At 75.0% G+C, this 19,546-nt stretch carries 16 protein-coding genes and 1 pseudogene; 12 read left to right on the forward strand and 5 right to left on the reverse strand.

Features of this window, described 5'->3' with window-relative positions; translation table 11 throughout:
- Positions 1-82: 82 nt before the first annotated feature.
- The 5 genes from ACH5A8_RS16005 (at position 83) to mug (ending at position 6,004) form a co-directional block, all read left to right on the forward strand.
- Positions 83-1,501: a hemolysin family protein gene (locus ACH5A8_RS16005; RefSeq protein WP_399002228.1), complete on the forward strand. Its 1,419-nt coding sequence runs from the start codon at positions 83-85 to the stop codon at positions 1,499-1,501.
- A complete protein-coding gene (locus ACH5A8_RS16010; RefSeq protein WP_399002230.1) occupies positions 1,498-2,511 on the forward strand; it encodes a hemolysin family protein in 1,014 nt (337 codons plus the stop codon). Before ACH5A8_RS16005 ends, ACH5A8_RS16010 begins: the two co-directional genes overlap by 4 nt.
- A 77-nt stretch (positions 2,512-2,588) precedes the next feature.
- Positions 2,589-3,395 carry an SGNH/GDSL hydrolase family protein gene (locus ACH5A8_RS16015; protein WP_399002232.1) on the forward strand — a complete coding sequence of 269 codons (807 nt, stop codon included), beginning with the start codon at positions 2,589-2,591 and terminating at the stop codon, positions 3,393-3,395.
- A 600-nt stretch (positions 3,396-3,995) separates the two neighbouring features.
- The gene (gene purB / locus ACH5A8_RS16020) at positions 3,996-5,438 is read left to right on the forward strand and encodes an adenylosuccinate lyase (protein WP_399002234.1); all 1,443 of its coding nucleotides are present in this window, start codon (positions 3,996-3,998) and stop codon (positions 5,436-5,438) included.
- Positions 5,435-6,004 carry a G/U mismatch-specific DNA glycosylase gene (mug, locus tag ACH5A8_RS16025; protein ID WP_399002415.1) on the forward strand — a complete coding sequence of 190 codons (570 nt, stop codon included), beginning with the start codon at positions 5,435-5,437 and terminating at the stop codon, positions 6,002-6,004. The genes purB and mug overlap by 4 nt, the downstream gene beginning before the upstream one ends.
- Before the next feature lie 55 nt (positions 6,005-6,059).
- Here mug and ACH5A8_RS16030 read toward each other — a convergent pair whose 3' ends face one another.
- Entirely contained in the window at positions 6,060-6,503 is a 444-nt protein-coding gene (locus ACH5A8_RS16030) for a hypothetical protein (RefSeq protein ID WP_399002417.1), read from the reverse strand.
- Positions 6,504-6,762: 259 nt separating this feature from the next.
- Between ACH5A8_RS16030 and ACH5A8_RS16035 the strand changes: the two genes are divergently transcribed.
- On the forward strand, positions 6,763-7,920 hold the full coding sequence (locus tag ACH5A8_RS16035; RefSeq protein WP_399002236.1) for an ROK family transcriptional regulator: 1,158 nt from the start codon (positions 6,763-6,765) through the stop codon (positions 7,918-7,920).
- Between the two features lie 217 nt (positions 7,921-8,137).
- Here the strand turns inward: ACH5A8_RS16035 and ACH5A8_RS16040 are convergent, their stop codons facing one another.
- On the reverse strand, positions 8,138-8,899 hold the full coding sequence (locus ACH5A8_RS16040) for a GntR family transcriptional regulator (protein ID WP_399002238.1): 762 nt from the start codon (positions 8,897-8,899) through the stop codon (positions 8,138-8,140).
- A 628-nt stretch (positions 8,900-9,527) separates the two neighbouring features.
- On the opposite strand from ACH5A8_RS16040, the gene ACH5A8_RS16045 reads away from it, so the two are divergent.
- The gene (locus ACH5A8_RS16045; protein ID WP_399002240.1) at positions 9,528-10,358 is read left to right on the forward strand and encodes an alpha/beta fold hydrolase; all 831 of its coding nucleotides are present in this window, start codon (positions 9,528-9,530) and stop codon (positions 10,356-10,358) included.
- A gap of 96 nt (positions 10,359-10,454) precedes the next feature.
- Here the strand turns inward: ACH5A8_RS16045 and ACH5A8_RS16050 are convergent.
- Positions 10,455-11,300, reverse strand: a pseudogene (locus ACH5A8_RS16050) (DMT family transporter); the annotation flags it as partial.
- On the opposite strand from ACH5A8_RS16050, the gene ACH5A8_RS16055 reads away from it, so the two are divergent.
- Positions 11,291-12,775 carry a PLP-dependent aminotransferase family protein gene (locus ACH5A8_RS16055; RefSeq protein ID WP_399002242.1) on the forward strand — a complete coding sequence of 495 codons (1,485 nt, stop codon included), beginning with the start codon at positions 11,291-11,293 and terminating at the stop codon, positions 12,773-12,775. The pseudogene ACH5A8_RS16050 and the gene ACH5A8_RS16055 overlap by 10 nt on opposite strands.
- 347 nt (positions 12,776-13,122) lie before the next feature.
- Positions 13,123-14,562 (forward strand): GNAT family N-acetyltransferase, encoded by a 1,440-nt coding sequence (locus tag ACH5A8_RS16060; protein WP_399002244.1) that lies wholly within the window; start codon positions 13,123-13,125, stop codon positions 14,560-14,562.
- Positions 14,563-14,665: 103 nt separating this feature from the next.
- Here ACH5A8_RS16060 and ACH5A8_RS16065 read toward each other — a convergent pair whose 3' ends face one another.
- The gene (locus tag ACH5A8_RS16065) at positions 14,666-15,874 is read right to left on the reverse strand and encodes a trans-sulfuration enzyme family protein (protein WP_399002419.1); all 1,209 of its coding nucleotides are present in this window, start codon (positions 15,872-15,874) and stop codon (positions 14,666-14,668) included.
- Positions 15,875-15,945: 71 nt separating this feature from the next.
- Between ACH5A8_RS16065 and ACH5A8_RS16070 the strand changes: the two genes are divergently transcribed.
- Together ACH5A8_RS16070 and ACH5A8_RS16075 are read left to right on the forward strand one after the other, a co-directional pair.
- Positions 15,946-16,485: an Lrp/AsnC family transcriptional regulator gene (locus ACH5A8_RS16070; RefSeq protein ID WP_399002246.1), complete on the forward strand. Its 540-nt coding sequence runs from the start codon at positions 15,946-15,948 to the stop codon at positions 16,483-16,485.
- Positions 16,486-16,527: 42 nt separating this feature from the next.
- A complete protein-coding gene (locus ACH5A8_RS16075) occupies positions 16,528-18,216 on the forward strand; it encodes a DUF885 domain-containing protein (protein ID WP_399002248.1) in 1,689 nt (562 codons plus the stop codon).
- Between the two features lie 186 nt (positions 18,217-18,402).
- Here the strand turns inward: ACH5A8_RS16075 and ACH5A8_RS16080 are convergent, their stop codons facing one another.
- The gene (locus ACH5A8_RS16080) at positions 18,403-18,939 is read right to left on the reverse strand and encodes a rhodanese-like domain-containing protein (protein WP_399002250.1); all 537 of its coding nucleotides are present in this window, start codon (positions 18,937-18,939) and stop codon (positions 18,403-18,405) included.
- Positions 18,940-19,062: 123 nt separating this feature from the next.
- Between ACH5A8_RS16080 and ACH5A8_RS16085 the strand changes: the two genes are divergently transcribed.
- Positions 19,063-19,509, forward strand: coding sequence for an Lrp/AsnC family transcriptional regulator (locus ACH5A8_RS16085; protein WP_399002252.1), 447 nt, complete (start codon positions 19,063-19,065; stop codon positions 19,507-19,509).
- The last annotated feature ends 37 nt before the right edge of the window (positions 19,510-19,546 follow it).

Raw genomic sequence — 19,546 nt, forward strand, 5'->3', positions numbered from 1 at the left:
GTCCGCCCATGGGCGAGCCTCCCGGTGAGCATCACCGCGCGATCCCCTTTGTCCTGACCGACCATGGAAGGGGGGTGACCCGATGACCGAAGTGCTCCTGCTGCTCGTGGCGGTGCTGCTGTCCCTGGCCTGCGGCGCCTTCGTCGCGGCCGAGTTCTCCCTGACCACGGTCGAGCGCAGCGCCCTGGAGCGCGCCGTGGAGCGTGGCGAGCGCGGCGCCTCCGGCGCGCTCAAAGCCGTACGGAACCTGACGTTCCAGCTCTCGGGGGCGCAGCTCGGCATCACCGTCACCAACCTGGTGGTCGGCATGCTCGCCGAGCCGTCGATCGCCGAGCTGCTCGCCGGTCCGCTCCAGGCGCTCGGCGTCTCCCGGTCCACGGCGACCTCGGTGGCGCTGGTGCTGGGCACCGCCCTGTCGACGGTGTTCCTGATGGTGGTCGGCGAGCTGGTGCCGAAGAACTGGGCGATCTCCTCACCGCTGGCGATCGCCCGGCGGGTGGCCACGCCGCAGCGCTGGTTCAGCGCGGCGTTCCGCCCCTTCATCACACACTTGAACAACGCGGCGAACCGGGTGGTGCGCCGGCTCGGGGTGGAGCCCGCCGAGGAGCTGGCCTCCGCGCGCGGCCCGCAGGAGCTGGCCGCGCTGGCCCGGCACTCCGCCAAGGAGGGCGCCCTGGAGGCGGACACCGCCGAGCTGTTCGTGCGGACCCTCAACCTCGCCGACCTCACCGCGGAGAACGTGATGACGCCGCGCGTCCAGGTCGTTGCCCTGGACGCCCAGGCGACCTGCGAGGACGTGGCGAACGCGACCCGGGCCACCGGGCTGTCCCGCTTCCCCGTCTACCGCGGCAACCTCGACTCGGTGGTGGGGACGGCCCACGTCAAGGACGTGCTGGCGGTGCCCGCCGAACGGCGGCTGCATCTGCGCGTCTCCGAGATCATGCGCGAGCCGATGCTCGTGCCCGAGTCGCTGACCGTCGACCGGCTGCTGGACCGGCTCTCCGGCCGGCGCACGATGGCCGTCGTCATCGACGAGTACGGCGGCACGGCGGGCGTGGCGACCCTGGAGGACATCGTGGAGGAGGTCGTCGGGGAGGTGCGCGACGAGCACGATCCGCACGAGACGCCCGACCTCGCTCCGGCGGGGGCCGACGCGGAGGGCCGCGCCCAGTACTCGGCCGACGGTTCCGCGCGCGTGGACCAGCTGGCGCGCGTGGGGCTCAGGGCCCCGGACGGGCCGTACGAGACGCTCGCCGGCCTGGTCGCGGCCGAGCTGGGCCGGATACCCGTGGCGGGCGACGTGCTGGAGGTCGCCGGGTGGCGGCTGGACGTGGTGGACGCGGGCGGCCGCCGGGCCGCGCGGGTGCTGCTGCACGCGCCGCTGGACGACGAGGCCGTCGTGGCGGTCCCCACGCGGCGCGGCAGGCACCGCACCGCGGACCGCGCGGAGCTTCCGGCGCGTGACGGGCGCGCGGACGACGGGAAGGGGGCCGGCCGGTGACCGCCGTACAGATCCTGATCGGTGTGGCGACCCTGGTCGTCAACGCCTTCTTCGTGGGCGCGGAGTTCGCTCTGATCTCGGTGCGCCGCAGCCAGGTGGAGCCCTTCGCCGAGGAGGGCGACCGGCGCGCCAAGAGCGTCCTGTGGGGCCTGGAGCACGTGTCCGCGCTGCTGGCGGCGGCACAGCTCGGCATCACCCTGTGCACGCTGGTCCTCGGCGTGGTCGCCGAACCCGCGATCGCCCATCTGCTGGAGCCGGTCTTCCACGCGGTGGGCGTGCCGGCGGGCGCGGGCCACGTGGTGTCGTTCGTCATCGCGCTGGGCCTGGCGACGTATCTGCACATGCTGCTGGGCGAGATGGTGCCGAAGAACATCGCGCTGGCGGAGCCGGTGCGCAGCGCGCTGCTGCTCGGGCCGCCCCTGGTCACGCTGTCGCGGGCCCTGCGCCCGGTGATCTTCACGGTGAACGCGTTCGCCAACGGCCTGCTCAAGCTGTTGCGGGTGGAGGCGAAGAACGAGGTCTCGGCGACCTTCACGGACTCCGAGCTGGCCGAGATCGTCAAGGACGCCAGCGAGGCCGGTCTGATCGACGACCGGGCGCAGGAGCGGCTGCACGACGCTCTGGAGCTGGGCAGCCGGCCCGTGCGCGATGTGGTGCTCCCGCTGGAGCGGGTCGTCTACGCCCGGCTCGGCGTCACCCCGGAGCAGCTGGAGCGGCTGTCGGCCGAGTCCGGCTTCTCCCGCTTCCCCGTGGTCGACGAGGGCCGCCGGATCATCGGGTACCTGCATGTGAAGGACGCGCTGGACGCCTCGCCGCGCACCGAGCCGTTCCGGCTGCGGGACATGCGTCCGATCGCCCGGGTCCGGGAGGGCACGCCGCTGGACGACGTCCTCACGGCGATGCGCGGCAGCCGTACGCACCTGGCGGCCGCGCTGGGCGCGGACGGACGGCTGGCCGGCCTGGTGACCATGGAGGACGTGCTCCAGGAGCTGTTCGGGCAGCGGGCCTGACCGGACGCCGGAGCCCACGGGAGCCGGACCGACCGCTTGGTATGCGGTCGGTCCGGCGGGTTACCATCGCTCACGCCATGCAGACGAATCCCACACACACCAGTCTGGTCGCGGTCGGCGACTCGTTCACCGAGGGCATGTCGGATCAGCTGCCCGACGGCTCCTACCGGGGCTGGGCCGACGTCCTGGCCGGGCGGATGGCCGCCCGCACGCCCGGCTTCCGGTACGCCAACCTCGCCGTGCGCGGCAAGCTCATCGGGCAGATCGTCGACGAGCAGGTCGAGGCGGCCGCGGCCATGAAGGCCGATGTGGTGACGCTGGTGGGCGGACTCAACGACACCCTGCGGCCCAAGTGCGACATGGGCCGGGTGCGGGGGCTGCTGACGGAGGCGGTGGAGCGGCTCGCGCCGTCGTGCGGACAGCTGGTGCTGATGCGCAGCCCGGGCCGGCAGGGGCCCGTCCTGGAGCGGTTCCGGCCGCGCATGGAGGCGCTGTACGCCTGCCTGGACGACCTCGCGCGACGGCACGGGGCGGTGGTCGTCGACCTGTACGGCGCGCCGTCGCTGGCCGACCCGCGCCTGTGGGGCGTGGACCGGCTGCACCTGACGGCCGAGGGGCACCGCCGGGTCGCTGAGGCCGTGTGGCAGGCGCTCGGGTACGAGCCGGAGGACACCGAGTGGCGCACGCCGATGCCCGCCTCCGCGCGGCCGGGCTGGGCCGACCGCCGGGCCGCCGACGCCCGTTTCGCCCGGGAGCACCTGCTGCCCTGGATAGGCCGGCGGCTGACCGGCCGCTCCTCCGGCGACGGCCGACCCGCCAAGCGGCCCGAACTGCTGCCGTACGAGGACCTGGCGCGGTCGGCGGCCGACGCGGAACCCGCGTAGCGCGACGGCGGCACCGGCCGCGCCTCCCGTGCTTCCGGCACGTCTCCCGCGAACCGGTCGGCCACCGCGTCCAGACGGCCCGCCCATGCGCCGCGGCCGGCAGCCCCGAGCCACGGTGCCTGGGCCCCGCGTGGCTCGCACCCGCCATGGCTCCACGGCCCCCGCATCCGCCGCGCCCCCGCAGCCCTCGGCACCGGGCACCGGGCGCCTCCCGCGGGCCCGGGCGCCCGCCGTCGCCCCGCGGCCCGCACATGCGCCGCATCTGCACAGCCCCCGAACCACGAGGGCCGGGCCCCGCGCGGCCCGGGCACCCGCCTTGGCTCCACGGCCCCCGCATCCGCCGCGCCCCCGAGCACCGATCACCGGGCACCGGGCGCCTCCCGCGGATCCGGGCGCCTGACCGCGTCCGGCACGGCTCGCGGCCGGCCGTCCCGCGCGTTTGCGCGCCGCCAGGTCCCGTGCGGGCTCGGGCACCGGCCGGGCTGCCGGGGCCGGGGCCCGGACGAGTCCCGGGCCCGGACGCCCTGCCGGACCCTCGTAGCTTCCGACGAACAGCCCCGCGGCGCTGGCCTGCACGAATCGCCAGTAGACTCTGGTCACGTGACTTCTGCGCCCGCCAAGCCCCGCATCCCGAACGTCCTCGCCGGACGCTACGCCTCCACCGAGCTCGCCATGCTCTGGTCGCCCGAGCAGAAGGTGAGGCTGGAGCGGCAGCTCTGGCTCGCCGTGCTGCGCGCCCAGAAGGACCTCGGCATCGAGGTGCCGGACGCCGCCCTCGCCGACTACGAGCGGGTCCTGGACCAGGTCGACCTGGCCTCGATCGCCGAGCGCGAGAAGGTCACGCGGCACGACGTGAAGGCCCGCATCGAGGAGTTCAACGACCTCGCCGGGCACGAGCAGGTCCACAAGGGCATGACCTCGCGCGACCTGACGGAGAACGTCGAGCAGCTGCAGATCCGGCTCTCCCTGGAGCTGGTGCGCGACCGCACGGTCGCCGTGCTGGCGCGGCTGGCGAAGCTGGCGGCCGAGCACGGCGAGCTGGTCATGGCCGGCCGCTCGCACAACGTGGCCGCGCAGGCCACCACCCTGGGCAAGCGTTTCGCCACCGCCGCCGACGAGCTGCTGGTGGCCCACGGCCGTGTCGAGGAGCTGCTCGGCCGCTACCCGCTGCGCGGCGTGAAGGGTCCGGTCGGCACCGCCCAGGACATGCTGGACCTGCTCGGCGGCGACGCGGCGAAGCTGGCCGAGCTGGAGGGGCGCGTCGCCCACCACCTCGGCTTCTCGCAGGCGTTCACCTCGGTCGGCCAGGTCTATCCGCGCTCCCTGGACTACGAGGTCGTCACCGCGCTGGTGCAGCTGGCGGCAGCGCCCTCCTCGCTGGCCAAGACGATCCGGCTGATGGCCGGCAACGAGCTGGTCACCGAGGGCTTCAAGCCGGGCCAGGTGGGCTCCTCGGCGATGCCGCACAAGATGAACACCCGCTCCTGCGAGCGCGTCAACGGCCTCATGGTGATCCTGCGCGGCTACGCCTCGATGACGGGCGAGCTGGCGGGCGACCAGTGGAACGAGGGCGACGTGTCCTGCTCGGTGGTGCGCCGGGTCGCGCTGCCGGACGCGTTCTTCGCGCTGGACGGTCTGCTGGAGACGTTCCTGACGGTGCTCGACGAGTTCGGCGCCTTCCCCGCGGTGATCGCCCGGGAGCTGGACCGCTACCTCCCGTTCCTGGCGACGACCAAGGTGCTCATGGGCGCGGTGCGGGCCGGCGTCGGCCGCGAGGTGGCCCACGAGGCGATCAAGGAGAACGCCGTCGCCACCGCGCTCGCGATGCGGGAGCGGGGCGCCGAGCGCAACGACCTGCTCGACAAGCTCGCCGCCGACGAGCGCCTGCCCCTGGACCGCGCGCAGCTGGAAGCCCTGATGGCGGACAAGCTGTCCTTCACCGGCGCGGCCGCCGACCAGGTCGGCGTGGTCGTCGGGCGGATCGAGGAGATCGTCAAGCAGCACCCGGAGGCCGCGGCCTACGCGCCGGGGGCGATCCTCTGACCCGCTTCACCCCCGCGGAGCTTCAGGCCGCCCGCGACCGTCTGGTCCCCGACCTGGTCGCGGACGGCCTGAGCGTGCTCTTCTGCGGTATCAACCCGGGGCTGACGACGGCCGCGACGGGCCACCACTTCGCCCGGCCCGGCAACCGCTTCTGGCCGGTGCTGCACCGGTCGGGATTCACCCCGCGGCTGCTGAGGCCCGCCGAACAGGGCGAGTTGCTGTCGTACGGGCTCGGCATCACCAACGTCGTCGCCCGCGCCACGGCCCGCGCCGACGAACTGACGCGCGAGGAGTACCTGGAGGGCGGCCGACTGCTGGCGCTGAAGGTGGCACGGCTGCGGCCCCGGTGGCTCGCGGTCGTCGGCGTCACCGCGTACCGGGCCGCCTTCGGCGACCGCAAGGCCCAAGTGGGCCCGCAGGAACGGGCGATCGGCGGCACCCGCGTATGGGTGCTGCCCAACCCGAGCGGGCTGAACGCGCACTGGACGGCCGAGACGATGGCGCAGGAGTTCGCCCGGCTGCGAACGGCGGCGAGGGACGGCCACGAGGCGCCCGCGGACGAGTGACGGCCGCCGGCCGCGCGGCTCGACATCGAGTGACGCGAGCGGCCCCGGGGGCCGGTCAGGGCGGGTCGACGTCGGTGACGACCGCGAGCAGCTGGAACGGCCATTCCTTGTCCCACTGGGAGACCCCAAGCGCTATCCACCGGCCGTCCTCGGCCGACCTCCACAGCTGGACGTCCGGCACGTGCCCGCTGAGGCCGCCCCACGGCTCGGGCACGTCCTCCCCCTCCATGCTCCGCACGCACACGCTGTACAGGCTGAACACCTGGGGCGGCCCCCAGCGTCGGGTGAGACGCTCCCCCAGGCCGTCCCGGTCGCACTCGTACTGCTCGGCCGCCTCCTCCCGCCGGGTGCCGTCGTCCTCCCAGAAGTCCTCGCTCGTCGCCAGCTCGGCCGTCCCGTAACCGGGCCCGGCGACGCCGGTGTCCGTCCGGACGTGCTCGGCGGGGAACGCCCCGGAGCACAGCCGGTCGATCACGGCGAGCGCCTTCGCGATGTCCATGCCTTCCTCGCGTCCCATGCGTTTCAGTAAAGCGGCCACCACTGACAATTGGCGGCGCGTCAGCACCCGTACCGGCCGCCCGCGGGCCCGGCGGGGCCCCGGGCTCCGGTGTCCCGCCGGGCCCGCGGGGGCGTCACGCGGGCCCGGCGCCCAGGACCTGCGGGCGCCCCGGCCCGCTCCACCGGTCCCCGGCGCTCGCCGCCCCCGCCCTGGCCGAGTAGCATCCGCCCCACACGCGCACGAGCTGGGAGGACGGACGTTGGGGCGGCTGACCGGCGGGGACCCCTCGCTGCTGCGGAGGATCAATTCCGCGGTGGTGCTGCACGCGCTGCGCGCCACCGACTGTGCGACGCTCACGGAGATCACGCGGGTGACCGGGCTGTCCCGGCCCACGGTCGAGGGCGTCGTCGACGACCTGATCGGAGCCGGCCTCGTCATCGAGACGGCGGCCGAGGAGGGCGCCGCCCGACGGCAGGGACGGCCCGCGCGGCGGTTCCGCTTCCGCGCCGAGGCCGGGCATCTGCTCGGTCTGGAGATCGGCCCCCACCGGGTCGCCGCGCTGCTGGCCGACCTCGACGGCCGGGTGGTCGGCGCCCAGGCCAAGGAGGTGGACGAGACCGCCGCCGCTGACGAACGCCTGGAACGGCTGCGCACCGCTGTCGCCGAGCTGCTGCGCCGGGCCGGGGTGCCGCGCAGCTCGCTGCGGGCCGTCGGCGTCGGCACACCGGGCATCGTCGACGCGGGCGGCACCGTACGGCTGGGCACCGCGCTGCCCGGGTGGACGGGCCTGAACCTGGGCGAACGGCTGAGCCGGTCCTTCAAGTGCCCGGTCCTCGTCGAGAACGACGCCAACGCGGCGGCGGTCGCCGAGCATTGGAAGGGCGCCGCCACCGAGTCCGACGACGTGGTGTTCGTGCTGGCCGGGCTGAGTCCGGGCGCCGGCTCGCTGATCGGCGGCCGGCTGCACCGGGGGTACGGCGGGGCGGCCGGCGAGATCGGCGCGCTGCACCTGCTGGGCCGGGAGGCGACCCCCGAGACGCTGCTGTCGACCACGGACGAGCCGCTGCACCCGCTGGACGAGCAGGCGGTGGCGGCGGTCTTCGCGCTGGCCCGCGAGGGCGACCAGCGGGCCCTGGCGGCCGTGGACCGCTACATCCAGCGGCTCGTCCACGACGTGGCGGCGCTGGTGCTGGCCCTGGACCCGGAACTGGTGGTCATCGGCGGGTGGGCGGCCGGGCTGGACGGTGTGCTGGAACCGCTGCGCCGCGAGCTGGCCCGCTACTGTCTGCGGCCGCCCCAGGTCACTCTCTCCCTGCTGGGCGAGGCGGTCGTGGCGACGGGCGCCGTACGTCTGGCCCTCGACCACGTGGAGGAACAGCTCTTCGCGGTGGAGGGCACGGCGACGGCCCGCCGCTGAGCCCCGCCCCCGGCCCGTCCTCACTCGTCCGAGGGCCGGTTCCGTCCTCGCGCGGCCGTCGGACGCCCGGCGGGCGTACGGTCCGTCGCGGCGCGGGCATCCGGACGCCCGCGCCCCGCGGGTTCCGGCGTGCCCGGTACGAGACCGCCGCGCCCCGGACGGGTCAGGGGCGCGGCGGGTGTCGTCGCCGCTCGGGCGGATCGGGCGGCGGGCGGTGTCAGGAGGCCCGGCGCTCGGGTCCGTGGTGGATCTCCACGCCCCCGGAGTCCCCGAAGGTCAGCCGGCAGGTGTCGGCGCGGTAGGTGGCCACGGACAGCGCGGCGGTCCGGCCCCCGGCGACGAAGCGGGCGGTGACGACGAGGACGGGCGCGCCCGGCAGGCGGTCGAGTTCCTTGGCGTCGTCGGCGCGGGCCGAGCCGAGTTCCACGGCGCGGTCCTGGCCCTCCAGTTCCAGGTGCTGCAGCTCGCGCAGCACGGCACGCGCGCGCGCCGGACCGGACGGGGCGTCGATCGCCGTCAGGCCGGGCACCGAGGACGCCGGGATGTAGAGGAGTTCGGCCGCGACCGGCTGGCCGTGGCTCATCCGGGACCGGCGCACCGTGTGCACGGGCTGGTCCCGGTCGGTCTCCAGGATGTCGGCGACGGCGGACGGCGGGACGGCCTGCACGCAGTCCACGGGGTGCCAGGCGTCTCCGGCCGCTCCCGGCCAGGCGTGCTGCTCGGTGCCGACCGCCACGCCCACGCGCGGCGGCGCGACCGTCGTGCCGACGCCGCGGCGGCGCTGCAGTCTGCCCTCCAGCTCCAGCTGCTCCAGCGCCTGGCGGAGCGTGGCGCGGGCCACGCCGAAGCGGGCGGCCAGTTCCCGCTCGTTGGGCAGGATCTCGCCGACCGCGAACTCGGAGTCCAGTGCCTCACTGAGCACGGTCTTGAGATGCCAGTACTTCGGCTCCGGCACCGTTTCCAGCTGAGTGCTCCCCACCCTGTCCTCCGCAATCGCCGTAGTCCGGCGGCGTTTAGCGCCCTTGTTTATTAAAGGTTGTTGTACTTATCTGCGACGATAGGGCCGCCCCCACCCTTGGTCAAGACCAATCCTCGGCCGCGTGCGCGGCCGAGGGCCTCCGTGCCGCACAGCGTTCACGGGGCGTTCGCACGGCGTCGCACTCGTGACATCACGGCGAAGCCCCCGCCGCGGTGCGGACGGGGGCTCGTGCCGGACGGACGGGAAGTCCGGTCCCGGAGTTCAGGCGGCCGCCAGGAGAGCGGGTTTGTCCCGGTTCTGGGTGATGCGGAGTGTCTGGAAACGGCCGTCCGCCACGTCCGCCCGGAACAGGCTGCCGGGTCTGCCGCCGGACAGCGTGAGCACGGCGGGGCCGCCGTCGGCCTCCGGGAGGCGGGCGGACAGGTCCGGGGCGTTCCTGCGGCCGCGCTCCCCGCCCCGGCCGCCGCTTCCGGCCGTGCCTCGGCGCCCCGCCCCGGCCCGCCACGCGGCCGGCCGGGGCCGCGCCGGGCGCGAAGAGGCCGACGGACCCTGGGGGCTACCCGTCGGTAGTGATTGCTGACAAGCTGTCTACCCTGCGTCCGTCCGTGATCCCCGACGAGGAGCATCCATGTCCGCCACCGTCTCCTTCAAGGTCCCCTCCGCGCACGGTCCGCAGACCGTGACGCTCTCCTACGCGCGCGTGGGCACCGGCGAGCCCCTGCTCCTGCTGCACGGCATCGGCCACCACCGTCAGGCCTGGGACCCGGTGATCCACCTCATCGCGTCCGAACGCGACGTGATCAGCGTGGACCTGCCCGGCTTCGGCGCCTCGCCCGCGCTGCCGGACGGGCTCCGGCACGACCTGCCGACGGTGAACACCGCGCTCGGCGCCCTGTGCGAGGCCCTGGAGATCGGCCGGCCCCACGTCGCGGGCAACTCGCTGGGCGGCCTGCTGGCCCTGGAGCTGGGCCGTGCGGGGCTCGCCCGGTCCGTGACCGCCCTGTCCCCGGCCGGTTTCTGGACCGAGGCCGAACGGCGCTACGCGTTCGGCGTGCTCCAGGCGATGCGGGGGATCGCCCAGCGCACGCCGCTGCCGCTGGTGGAGCGGCTGTCCCGCACGGCGGCCGGCCGGACCGTCCTGACGAGCACCATCTACGCCCGGCCCGCCCGCCGTTCACCCGAGGCCGTGGTCGCCGAGACCCTGGCCCTGGCGCGGGCCTCCGGGTTCGAGGAGACCCTCCGCGCGGGCGTCGACGTGCGGTTCGCGCACGACGTTCCCGGCATCCCGGTCACCGTCGCCTGGGGCAGCAAGGACCGCCTGCTCGTGCGCCGGCAGGGTGTGCGCGCCAAGCAGACGGTCCCGCACGCCCGGCTGGTGCGGCTGCCCGGCTGCGGACACGTCCCCATGAACGACGACCCCGCGCTGGTCGCGCGCGTGCTCCTCGACGGCAGCCGCTGACCGGCGGCGTCCGGCGCGCTGCAGCGCGCCGGACCCCAGGGCCACGCCGGCCCCCACCAGGGCGCTGCCCGCCGCCTGCGCGATCCCGTAGGAGCCGGTGCCGACCAGGGGCGCGGTGCAGGCGGCCGAGACGGGGATGAGCCCGGAGAAGAGGGTGGCGCGCTCGGCGCCGATCCGCTGCATGCCCATGTACCAGCACACGAAGCCGACGACGGTGACGACGGCCGCCTGCCACACCAGCGCGGCGGCCTCGCCCGCGCCGGGGAGCCGCAGCCAGGCGCCGCCGTCCAGGAGGACGCCCGCGACCGCCGACTCCACGGCCGCGACGCCGCACACCACGGCGGACAGCAGCCGGGGTCCGAGGGGGCGCAGCACGGGCACCGCGAGGACCGCGAAACCGACCTCACCGGCCAGCGCGCACGCGGAGAAGGCGATTCCGGCGCCGTCGGTCCGCCCCCACCCCTGCACGGTCAGCGCCCCGGCCGCGACCAGGGCCGCTCCCTGGAGCACGGCCCGCTGCGGACGGCGGCGTTCCAGGAGCGGCACGAGGACCGCGACGGCCACCGGCGCACAGCCCACGAAGACCCCCGGCACCGCCGGTTCGGCGGTCCGCTCGGCGGCCAGGACCGCCAGGTTGAAACCGACCATGCCCACCGCCGACAGCAGCGCCAGCCGGCCCCATCGGCGGGGCCCGAGCCGTCGCAGCCGTGCGCCCGCGTCCCCTCCGGCGAACGGCAGGAGCAGCAGACAGGCCAGGCCGTAGCGCAGGAACTGGCCACCCGCGTAAGGGTAGTGGCCGAGGACGCTGTTGGCGGTGAAGGATCCGCCGACGAGGACGCAGGCGAGTGCGGCGAGCAGGGCGCCGCGCGAGGTGGTGGCGTTCATGGCAGCGACGCTAGGGAGCGCGGCGGCCCGGTTTAAGGTCCACTTCCATGACGTCATCGGGGACCAATCCGGACGGGGCCGCCGGCTCGGCCGCCTGGGAACTGCTGCTGCCCGCCGCGACGGCGCCGGCCCGCGCGCGTGGCCGCTCCCTGCGGGACGCGCTGCGCGAGGCGGTCCGCTCGGGCCGGCTCGTCCCGGGCACCCGGCTGCCCTCCAGCCGTGACCTGGCCGCCGATCTCGGTGTGTCGCGCGGGCTGATCACGGAGGCGTACGAGCAGCTGACGGCGGAGGGCTATCTGCGCAGCGGGCGCGGCGCGGGCACCTGGGTGGGCGGCGCGGCCCGGGCGGCGCGCACGCGCGCGCGTGACCTGGCGCCCCGCTCGGCCGGCGCCCGCGCGGACTTCGTGCCCGGCACGCCCGACCTGTCGCTGTTCCCGCGGGCCGCCTGGGCGGCCGCGCACCGTTCGGTGCTGGCCGGCCTGCCGCACCACGACCTCGGCTATCCCGACCCGCGCGGGCTGCCCCGGCTGCGCACGGCCCTGGCCGGGCTGCTCGCCCGCCGCCGCGGCGCCGTCGCGGACCCGGAGCGCCTGGTGATCGTCTCCGGGGTGGCCCAGGGCGCCGCCCTCCTCGGGTCCGTGCTCCGCTCGCGCGGGATGCGCGCCGTCGGTGTCGAGGACCCGGGAAGTCCGCGGCACAGCGCCCTGTACGCCGCGGCGGGCGTCAGCACCGTTCCGCTGCCGCTGGACGAAGACGGGGTGGTCCTCGCCGCGCTGCGCCGCTCGGGCGTGCGCGCCGTGGTGACCACACCGGCGCACCAGTTCCCCACCGGGATCGCCTGTTCCGCGCGACGCCGTGCCGAACTGCTCGACTGGGCACGCTCGGTGGACGGCTACCTCTTCGAGGACGACTACGACGGCGACTTCCGCTACGACCGGGCGCCGGTGGGCGCGCTGCAGGGCCTCGATCCGGAGCGCGTGGTCTACGCGGGCTCGATCAGCAAGTCCCTGGCGCCGGGACTGCGGCTGGGCTGGCTGCTCGTGCCCGACTCGCTGGCCGACGAGATCGTGGCGCGCAAACTGACCATGGACCTCGGTCATCCAACCCTCGACCAGGCGCTGTTCGCCCACTTCGTCGAACGTGGCGACTACGACCGGCAGTTGCGCCGCTGCCAGCGCGCCTACCGGGAGCGCCGGGACGCCCTCGTCACCGCCCTCGCCGAGCACTTCCCCGGCGCGCGGCTGTCCGGGATCGCCGCGGGCCTGCACCTCATCGCCGAACTGCCCGGCCGGTACGGCCCCGAGGAGCGGTTCCTCGCGCGGGTGGCGGCGGCGGGCGTCGCGGTGCGGGCGCTGGCCGCTTACCGGCACGCGGGTCCGGGGGGCGTCGCGGCCCACGACGGTGGCGAGGGGAGCGTCGCCGAGGGCGGCGGGCCGGGCGGGGGCGTGCGCCTGGTCCTCGGGTACGCGCATCTTCCGCCCGCGCGGATCCGCGCGGGGGTGCGGCTGATGGCGGAGGCGGCCGGCGGCTGAGCCGCCCGTCCGGCCGGCCGGGCAGGACGGCGCCGTCCTCGGCGCGCGGTCGTGGCGACCGGGCGGGGCGGTGACTCCCGTACCCTTCAGCCGGGCCGCGCACCGGCGTCATCCCCCGGTGCGCGGCGCGCCGTTCGCCCGCCGCGCCGACCGTCCTCGAGTTCGGTGCCCTTCGGGTGCGGTGCTCCGACCGCGCGCCGGCGGCCACGGGGTCGCGCCCCGGCCGTCGCCGTCACCATGCCGGCCCAAACGCGAACAAAGGGGCGAATCAACGCTTTACCAGTAAGTCACAGGACGTTCGCGGCCACGCAACACCCGTCCTCCACAGTGGCCGTATGACTCGAGAAATGTCTGATGTGACACGGGCCAGGCACGGCCGGCCGGTGCACCACTGGCGGCGGGACGTGGTCGAACTCGCCGCGCTGTTCACGGCGGTGGCGGTGGCGGACGGTGTGGCGAACCTGATCGGCCACGGGCCCGACGGACCGGCCCTGCTGCTGATCTCGGCGCTGGCGCTGATCGCCACGGCGGCGTTCCACACCTGGTGGGCGAGGCACCACGGCCACGCGCCCCCGGTGGGTGATACCGGCGCCCGGCCGCCCGCCGGCGAACGGCGGCAGGCCGGGCCGTCCGCGCCCGTCCCCGCGGCACACGGCGGGACCGCGCCGAGCGCCCTGTGGCGGCTGCGGACGACGGTGAGGGACGAGCCGGGGTCGCTGGCCACGCTGTGCGCGGCCCTGGCCACCCGGCACGTCGACATCCTGAGTCTGCAGACGCATCCGCTGGCCGAGGGCACCGTGGACGAGTTCCTGCTGCGCGCGCCCGGCCGGGTCGAGGCGTCGGAGGTCGTCCGGGTGGTGGCGTCGGCCGGCGGCGCCGACACGTGGATCGAGCGGGCCGACGCCCACGACCTGGTGGACGCGCCGACGCGGGTCCTGGGACTGGCGACGCGCACGGCGCTGGACGCTTCGGAACTTCCGCTGGCGCTGCGCCAGTTGCTGGGCCGATGCACCATCCGCTCGCTGCCGGGCCGCCCGGTGGGCGGCGGTCACGGCCCCGGGGAGGTGCCCGCGGAGGGCGTGCTGGAGGACACGGTGCTGCGGCTGCGGGCGCCCGAGGGCGGGGTGATCACGGTCGAGCGGGCGTACCTGCCCTTCACCCCCACCGAGTTCGCCAGGGCCCGGGCCCTGGTGGAGCTGGACGCGCGGCTCGGCCCGCGCGTCCCGTCCGGCCAGGACGTGCTGACCCTGCCCGAGGGCGACGCGATCACCGTGCGCCGGGCGGACACGAGCGATCTGCCGGAGGCCGTGCGGATGCACGAGCGGTGCTCTTCGCGGACGCTCGGGCTGCGCTACCACGGGCCGGTCGGTGACGCCGACCGCTATCTGAACCACCTGCTCAGCCCGCGCTTCGGCCGCACGCTCGCCGCACAGACCGCGTCGGGGCGCATCGTCGGCCTCGGACACCTGCTGTGGGACGGCGACGAGACGGAGGTCGCGCTGCTCGTCGAGGACGAGTGGCAGCGGCGCGGCATCGGCGCCGAACTGCTCGGCCGTCTGGTGGCGATGGCCGTCGAGGCGGGCTGCGCGAGCGTGTACGCCGTGACCCAGGCGTCGAACACCGGCATGGTGGCCGCGATGCGCGCCCTCGGCCTCCCGCTGGACTACCAGATCGAGGAGGGCACCTTGGTCATCACGGCCCGTCTGGCCAAGCGCCCGGTCCTCGCCCGGCTGCCGCACGACGGCGGCCTCCGGGGGGAGTTCGGCGACGCGCGCCTGTCCGACTGACACCGGACCGCGCTGCCGCGCCCCTCGTCCACCCGCCCCGGGCCGGGCGGGCTCCGGGTCCGGGCGGCAGGCCGACCGGACCCGCGCCGGGCCGGCGCCGTTCTCAGTTCAGCGCCTCATGCAGTCCCTTGACGTCCGGCGTCTCCGCGCGGGACCGGCCCAGGGCCGTGTCCAGGTCGGCCCACAGGTCGTCGACGTCCTCCAGGCCCACCGACAGGCGCAGCAGCCGGTCGCTGACCCCGGCGCCCCGCCGGTCCTCCGCGTCCACGATGCGGTGGCTGATGGAGGCCGGGTGCTGGATCAGGGTGTCGACGCTGCCGAGGCTCACGGCGGGCGTGATCAGGCGGACCCCGCCGATGACCGCGTGCGGGTCGCCGTGCACCTCGAAGGAGACCATCGCGCCGCCGATGCGCGGGTAGTGCACCCGGGCGACGCGCGGGTCGGCCGCCAGCCGTGCGGCCAGCTCCGCGGCGCCGGCGGAGGCGGCCCGCACCCGGACCGGCAGCGTGGACAGCCCGCGCAGCAGCAGGTAGCCGGCGAGCGGGTGCAGGACCCCGCCGGTGGCGAACCGCACCTGCCGCAGCCGCCCGGCCAGCTCCTCGTCACAGGCCACGACGCCGGCCATCACGTCGCCGTGCCCGCCCAGGTACTTGGTGGCGCTGTGCAGCACCAGCCGGGCGCCGAGTCGCGCGGGACGCTGGAGCACGGGGGTGGCGAAGGTGTTGTCGGCGAGCAGCGGGACCGAGCCGCAGGCGTGGGCGACGGCCCTCAGGTCGACCTCGGCCAGGGTCGGGTTGGCCGGCGACTCCACCATCACCAGTCCGGTGTCCGGCCGCAGCGCGTCGGCGATGCCGGCCGGGTCGGTCCACGTCACCTCGCTGCCGAGCAGCCCGGCGGTCAGCAGGTGGTCGCTGCAGCCGTACAGGGGCCGCACGGCGACGACGTGCCGCAAACCCATGGCGGAGCGGACGAGGAGGACCGCGCTGAGCGCGGCCATGCCGCTGGCGAAGGCGACCGCGGCCTCGGTGCCCTCCAGCCGGGCCAGCGCGGTCTCGAAGCGGGCGACGGTCGGGTTGCCGAGGCGCCCGTAGACCGGGGGCCCGTCGAGTTCGGCGCCGTCGGCGGCGAAGGCGTCGATGCGGGCGGCCTCGGCCCGGCTGTCGTAGGAGGGGTAGGTGGTGGACAGGTCGATCGGCGGGGCGTGCAGTCCCTGCCGGGCGAGGTCCTCACGGCCTGCGTGCACGGCCTCGGTGGCCAGTGCTCTGGGTGCGGGGCGTACGCCGTCGTACGCGGTCGGGCTCGCGGAGTCCATGGGCGTGTCCATGCCCGAAGGGTGAACACCGAGCGGGAGAGCGGCGGTAAACTCCGTGCTACGTTCGCCACATGGCCGAATCTGTCGTACTGGACCCGGTGGATCTCCATCTGCTGCGGCTGCTGCAGAACGACGCCCGGACCACCTACCGCGACCTCGCCGCTCAGGTGGGGGTCGCGCCGTCGACGTGTCTGGACCGGGTGAACCGGCTGCGCCGCTCGGGCGTGATCCTCGGCCACCAGCTGCGACTCGATCCGGCCAAGCTGGGCCGGGGTCTGGAGGCCCTGCTGTCGGTGCAGGTCAGACCGCACCGGCGGGAACTGGTCGGGCCGTTCGTGGAGCGGATCCGGTCGCTGCCGGAGTCGCGCACCGTCTTCCACCTGACCGGACCCGACGACTATCTCGTCCACGTGGCGGTCGCCGACATGGCCGACCTGCAGCGACTGGTGCTGGACGAGTTCACGGCCCACCGCGAGGTGGCCCGGGTGGAGACCCGGCTCATCTTCCAGCAGTGGGACTGCGGTCCGCTGCTCCCGCCGGGCACCGCGGCGGCAACGCTCTCGGCGAAACAGGACCGCATATCGGACGGAACACCGCCGGCGGTCCGGTAACCGGGCTGACGCGGAGGGCGCGCTCGTACGAGGATGGTCGGCATGTCAGAGACCAAGAGCCCGCTGCCCCGTCAGGTCGCCGACGCCTACGTCGACGAACTCATCGCCCTCGATCCGATCACCGGTACCTACCTCGGCGTCAAGGAGAGTTCGAGCAAGCTGCCCGACACCTCCCCCGCCGGCCAGGAGGCGCTCGCCGAGCTGGCGCGCACCACGCTGGCCCGGCTGGAGGAGGCCGAGCGCCGGCCCGGCGCGGACAGCGAGATCGAGCGCCGGTGCGCCCGCCTGCTGCGGGAGCGCCTGACCGCCGAACTCGCCGTGCACGAGGCCGACGAGGCGCTGCGGGCGGTGAGCAACATCCACAGTCCGGTGCACTCGGTGCGCGAGGTCTTCACGCTCACCCCCACCGACACGGACGAGGACTGGGCGGCGGTCGTCGAGCGGCTGCGCGCCGTTCCGCAGGCGCTGCGCGGCTACCGCGAGTCGCTGGCGCTCGGCCTGGAGCGCAAGCTGTACGGCGGTCCGCAGCCGACGGCCACCTTCGTCGAGCAGCTCACCGAGTGGTCGGACACCGGCCAGGGCCGCGGCTGGTTCGAGGACTTCGCGGCCGGTGGTCCCGAGAGCCTGCGCGGGGAGCTGGACGAGGCGGGCCGGGCGGCGACCGCGGCCGTCCTCGAACTGCGTGACTGGATGCGCGACGTGTACGCGCCGGCGGTCGAGGGCTCGCCGGACACGGTCGGCCGCGAACGCTATGCGCGTTTCTCCCGCTTCTACAACGGCACGGACCTGGACCTGGACGAGGCGTACGCGTACGGCTGGTCGGAGTTCCACCGGCTGCTCGGCGAGATGAGGAAGGAGGCCGAGAAGGTCCTGCCGGGCGCCGAGACCCCGTGGACGGCCCTCGCGCACCTCGACCGGCACGGCACGCACATCGAGGGCGTGGACGAGGTCCGCGCCTGGCTGCAGGGGCTGATGGACGAGGCGATCGAAGCGCTCGACGGCACCCACTTCGAGCTCGCGGAACGGGTGCGCAAGGTGGAGTCCTGCATCGCGCCGCCCGGTGGCGCCGCCGCTCCGTACTACACCGCGCCGTCCGCCGACTTCTCCCGGCCGGGCCGCACCTGGCTGCCGACCATGGGGCACACCCGGTTCCCGGTCTACGACCTGGTGTCGACGTGGTACCACGAGGGCGTCCCCGGTCACCACCTGCAGCTGGCCCAGTGGGCGCACGTGGCGGACAACCTCTCGCGCTACCAGGCGACGGTGGGCCACGTCAGCGCCAACGCCGAGGGCTGGGCGCTGTACGCCGAGCGCCTGATGGACGAACTGGGCTTCCTCACGGACCCGGAGCGGCGGCTGGGCTACCTCGACGCGCAGATGATGCGCGCGGTCCGCGTCATCATCGACATCGGCATGCACCTGGAGCTGGAGATCCCGGCGGACTCGCCGTTCCACCCGGGTGAGCGCTGGACGCCGGAACTGGCGCTGGAGTTCTTCGGCGCGCACAGCAGCCGCCCGAGGGACTTCGTGGCGAGCGAGCTGATCCGCTACCTGTCCATGCCCGGCCAGGCGATCGGCTACAAGCTGGGCGAACGGGCCTGGCTGCTGGGCCGCGAGAACGCCCGCAAGCGCCACGGCGACGCGTTCGACGCGAAGGCCTGGCACATGGCGGCCCTGTCCCAGGGCTCGCTGGGGCTGGACGACCTGGTGGACGAACTCTCGCAGCTCTGAGCCCGGCGGAGGGGCGGCCGGACCCCGGCCGCCCTTCCCGTCGCCTTCCCGTTCCGCCCCGACTCCTCCGGCCGTCCCGCCCCGGATCCCTCTGCCGTCCCGCCCCAGGCGCGTCCGGCCCTCGAATCGTCGCTCTCGACCCCTCGGCCTCTCAGCCCCTCGGCCCCGGGCCCCGGGGCCCGGGGTTCAGCAGCCGCAGTCGGCGCCCTCGGCCGGCGCCGTCAGCGGGTCCGCCGTCCGGCGCTCGCCGCCCTGCCAGGTCTCGTACGCGAAGCCCTCGCGCACCCAGTACTCGAAGCCGCCGAGCATCTCCTTGACCCGGTAGCCGAGTTCGGCGAGGGCGAGGGCGGCGCGGGTGGCGCCGTCGCAGCCGGGGCCCCAGCAGTAGACGACGACGGGGACGGACCGGTCGAGCAGCGCCTCGGCCCGCTCGGGCACCAGCGCCGTCGGCAGGTGGACCGCGCCGGGGACGTGTCCCTGGTCCCAGGCCTCGGCGGACCGGGAGTCGACCACGACGAACCCCCTCTCGCCACCGGCCGCGAGCGCGGCGGCGACGTCGGACACGTCCGTGTGGAAGGCGAGGCTCGCCCGGAAGTGGGCGGCGGCCTCGGCCGGGGCCGCGGGGGCCACGCGGAGCACGGGGTCGACGGCGGCCGCGGGGGTCGTGGAGGTCACGGGGGCCGTGGTCGTGGCAGGGGCCGGTGCGGCGGCGGAGGCGGGCATCGTCGGGTCCTTCCGTGGATCGGTTCGACGGCCTGAAATCTACGGTCGGAGATCACCGCCCTGAAGTGACGATCCACGGCACACCTCTTGATCCGCCGGGGATCGTCCTGCTATTCATCGGCCATGACCGCGTTTTCCCCGGACGCCACCGACTGGCGCATCCTCGACGTCCTCCAGCGGGAGGGCCGGGCCAGTTTCGCCGAGCTCGCGCGGGCGGTGTCGATGTCGCCCAGCGCGGTGACCGAGCGGGTGCGCCGGCTGGAGGAGGCGGGCGTCATCCAGGGGTACGCGGCCGTGATCGACCCGGACCGGCTGGGGCTGCCGATCCTCGCCTTCGTCCGGCTGCGCTATCCGAACGGCAACTACAAGCCGTTCCACGACCTGGTCGCCGCCACGCCCGAGATCCTGGAGGCGCACCATGTGACGGGCGACGACTGCTTCGTCATCAAGGTCGCCGCGCGCTCCATGCGCCACCTGGAGGAGGTGTCCGGCAGGATCGGCGCGCTGGGCTCGGTGACGACCAACGTCGTCTACTCCTCGCCCCTGCCCCGTCGTCCCCTCGGCCGCTGAGGGGCGGGCCGGCGACGACCGGGAAAACGGCCGGCGA

Source organism: Streptomyces sp. NPDC018610 (assembly GCF_044391765.1).
Taxonomy (GTDB): Bacteria; Actinomycetota; Actinomycetes; order Streptomycetales; family Streptomycetaceae; genus Streptomyces.

Coding starts and splice junctions, on each gene's coding strand:
- ACH5A8_RS16005 (WP_399002228.1), top strand. CDS start 83: ATGACCGAAGTGCTCCTGCTGCTCGTGGCGGTGCTGCTGTCCCTGGCC.
- ACH5A8_RS16015 (WP_399002232.1), top strand. CDS start 2,589: ATGCAGACGAATCCCACACACACCAGTCTGGTCGCGGTCGGCGACTCG.
- ACH5A8_RS16030 (WP_399002417.1), bottom strand. CDS start 6,503: ATGGACATCGCGAAGGCGCTCGCCGTGATCGACCGGCTGTGCTCCGGG.
- ACH5A8_RS16045 (WP_399002240.1), top strand. CDS start 9,528: ATGTCCGCCACCGTCTCCTTCAAGGTCCCCTCCGCGCACGGTCCGCAG.
- ACH5A8_RS16055 (WP_399002242.1), top strand. CDS start 11,291: ATGACGTCATCGGGGACCAATCCGGACGGGGCCGCCGGCTCGGCCGCC.
- ACH5A8_RS16060 (WP_399002244.1), top strand. CDS start 13,123: ATGTCTGATGTGACACGGGCCAGGCACGGCCGGCCGGTGCACCACTGG.
- ACH5A8_RS16065 (WP_399002419.1), bottom strand. CDS start 15,874: ATGGACTCCGCGAGCCCGACCGCGTACGACGGCGTACGCCCCGCACCC.
- ACH5A8_RS16070 (WP_399002246.1), top strand. CDS start 15,946: ATGGCCGAATCTGTCGTACTGGACCCGGTGGATCTCCATCTGCTGCGG.
- ACH5A8_RS16075 (WP_399002248.1), top strand. CDS start 16,528: ATGTCAGAGACCAAGAGCCCGCTGCCCCGTCAGGTCGCCGACGCCTAC.
- ACH5A8_RS16080 (WP_399002250.1), bottom strand. CDS start 18,939: ATGCCCGCCTCCGCCGCCGCACCGGCCCCTGCCACGACCACGGCCCCC.
- ACH5A8_RS16085 (WP_399002252.1), top strand. CDS start 19,063: ATGACCGCGTTTTCCCCGGACGCCACCGACTGGCGCATCCTCGACGTC.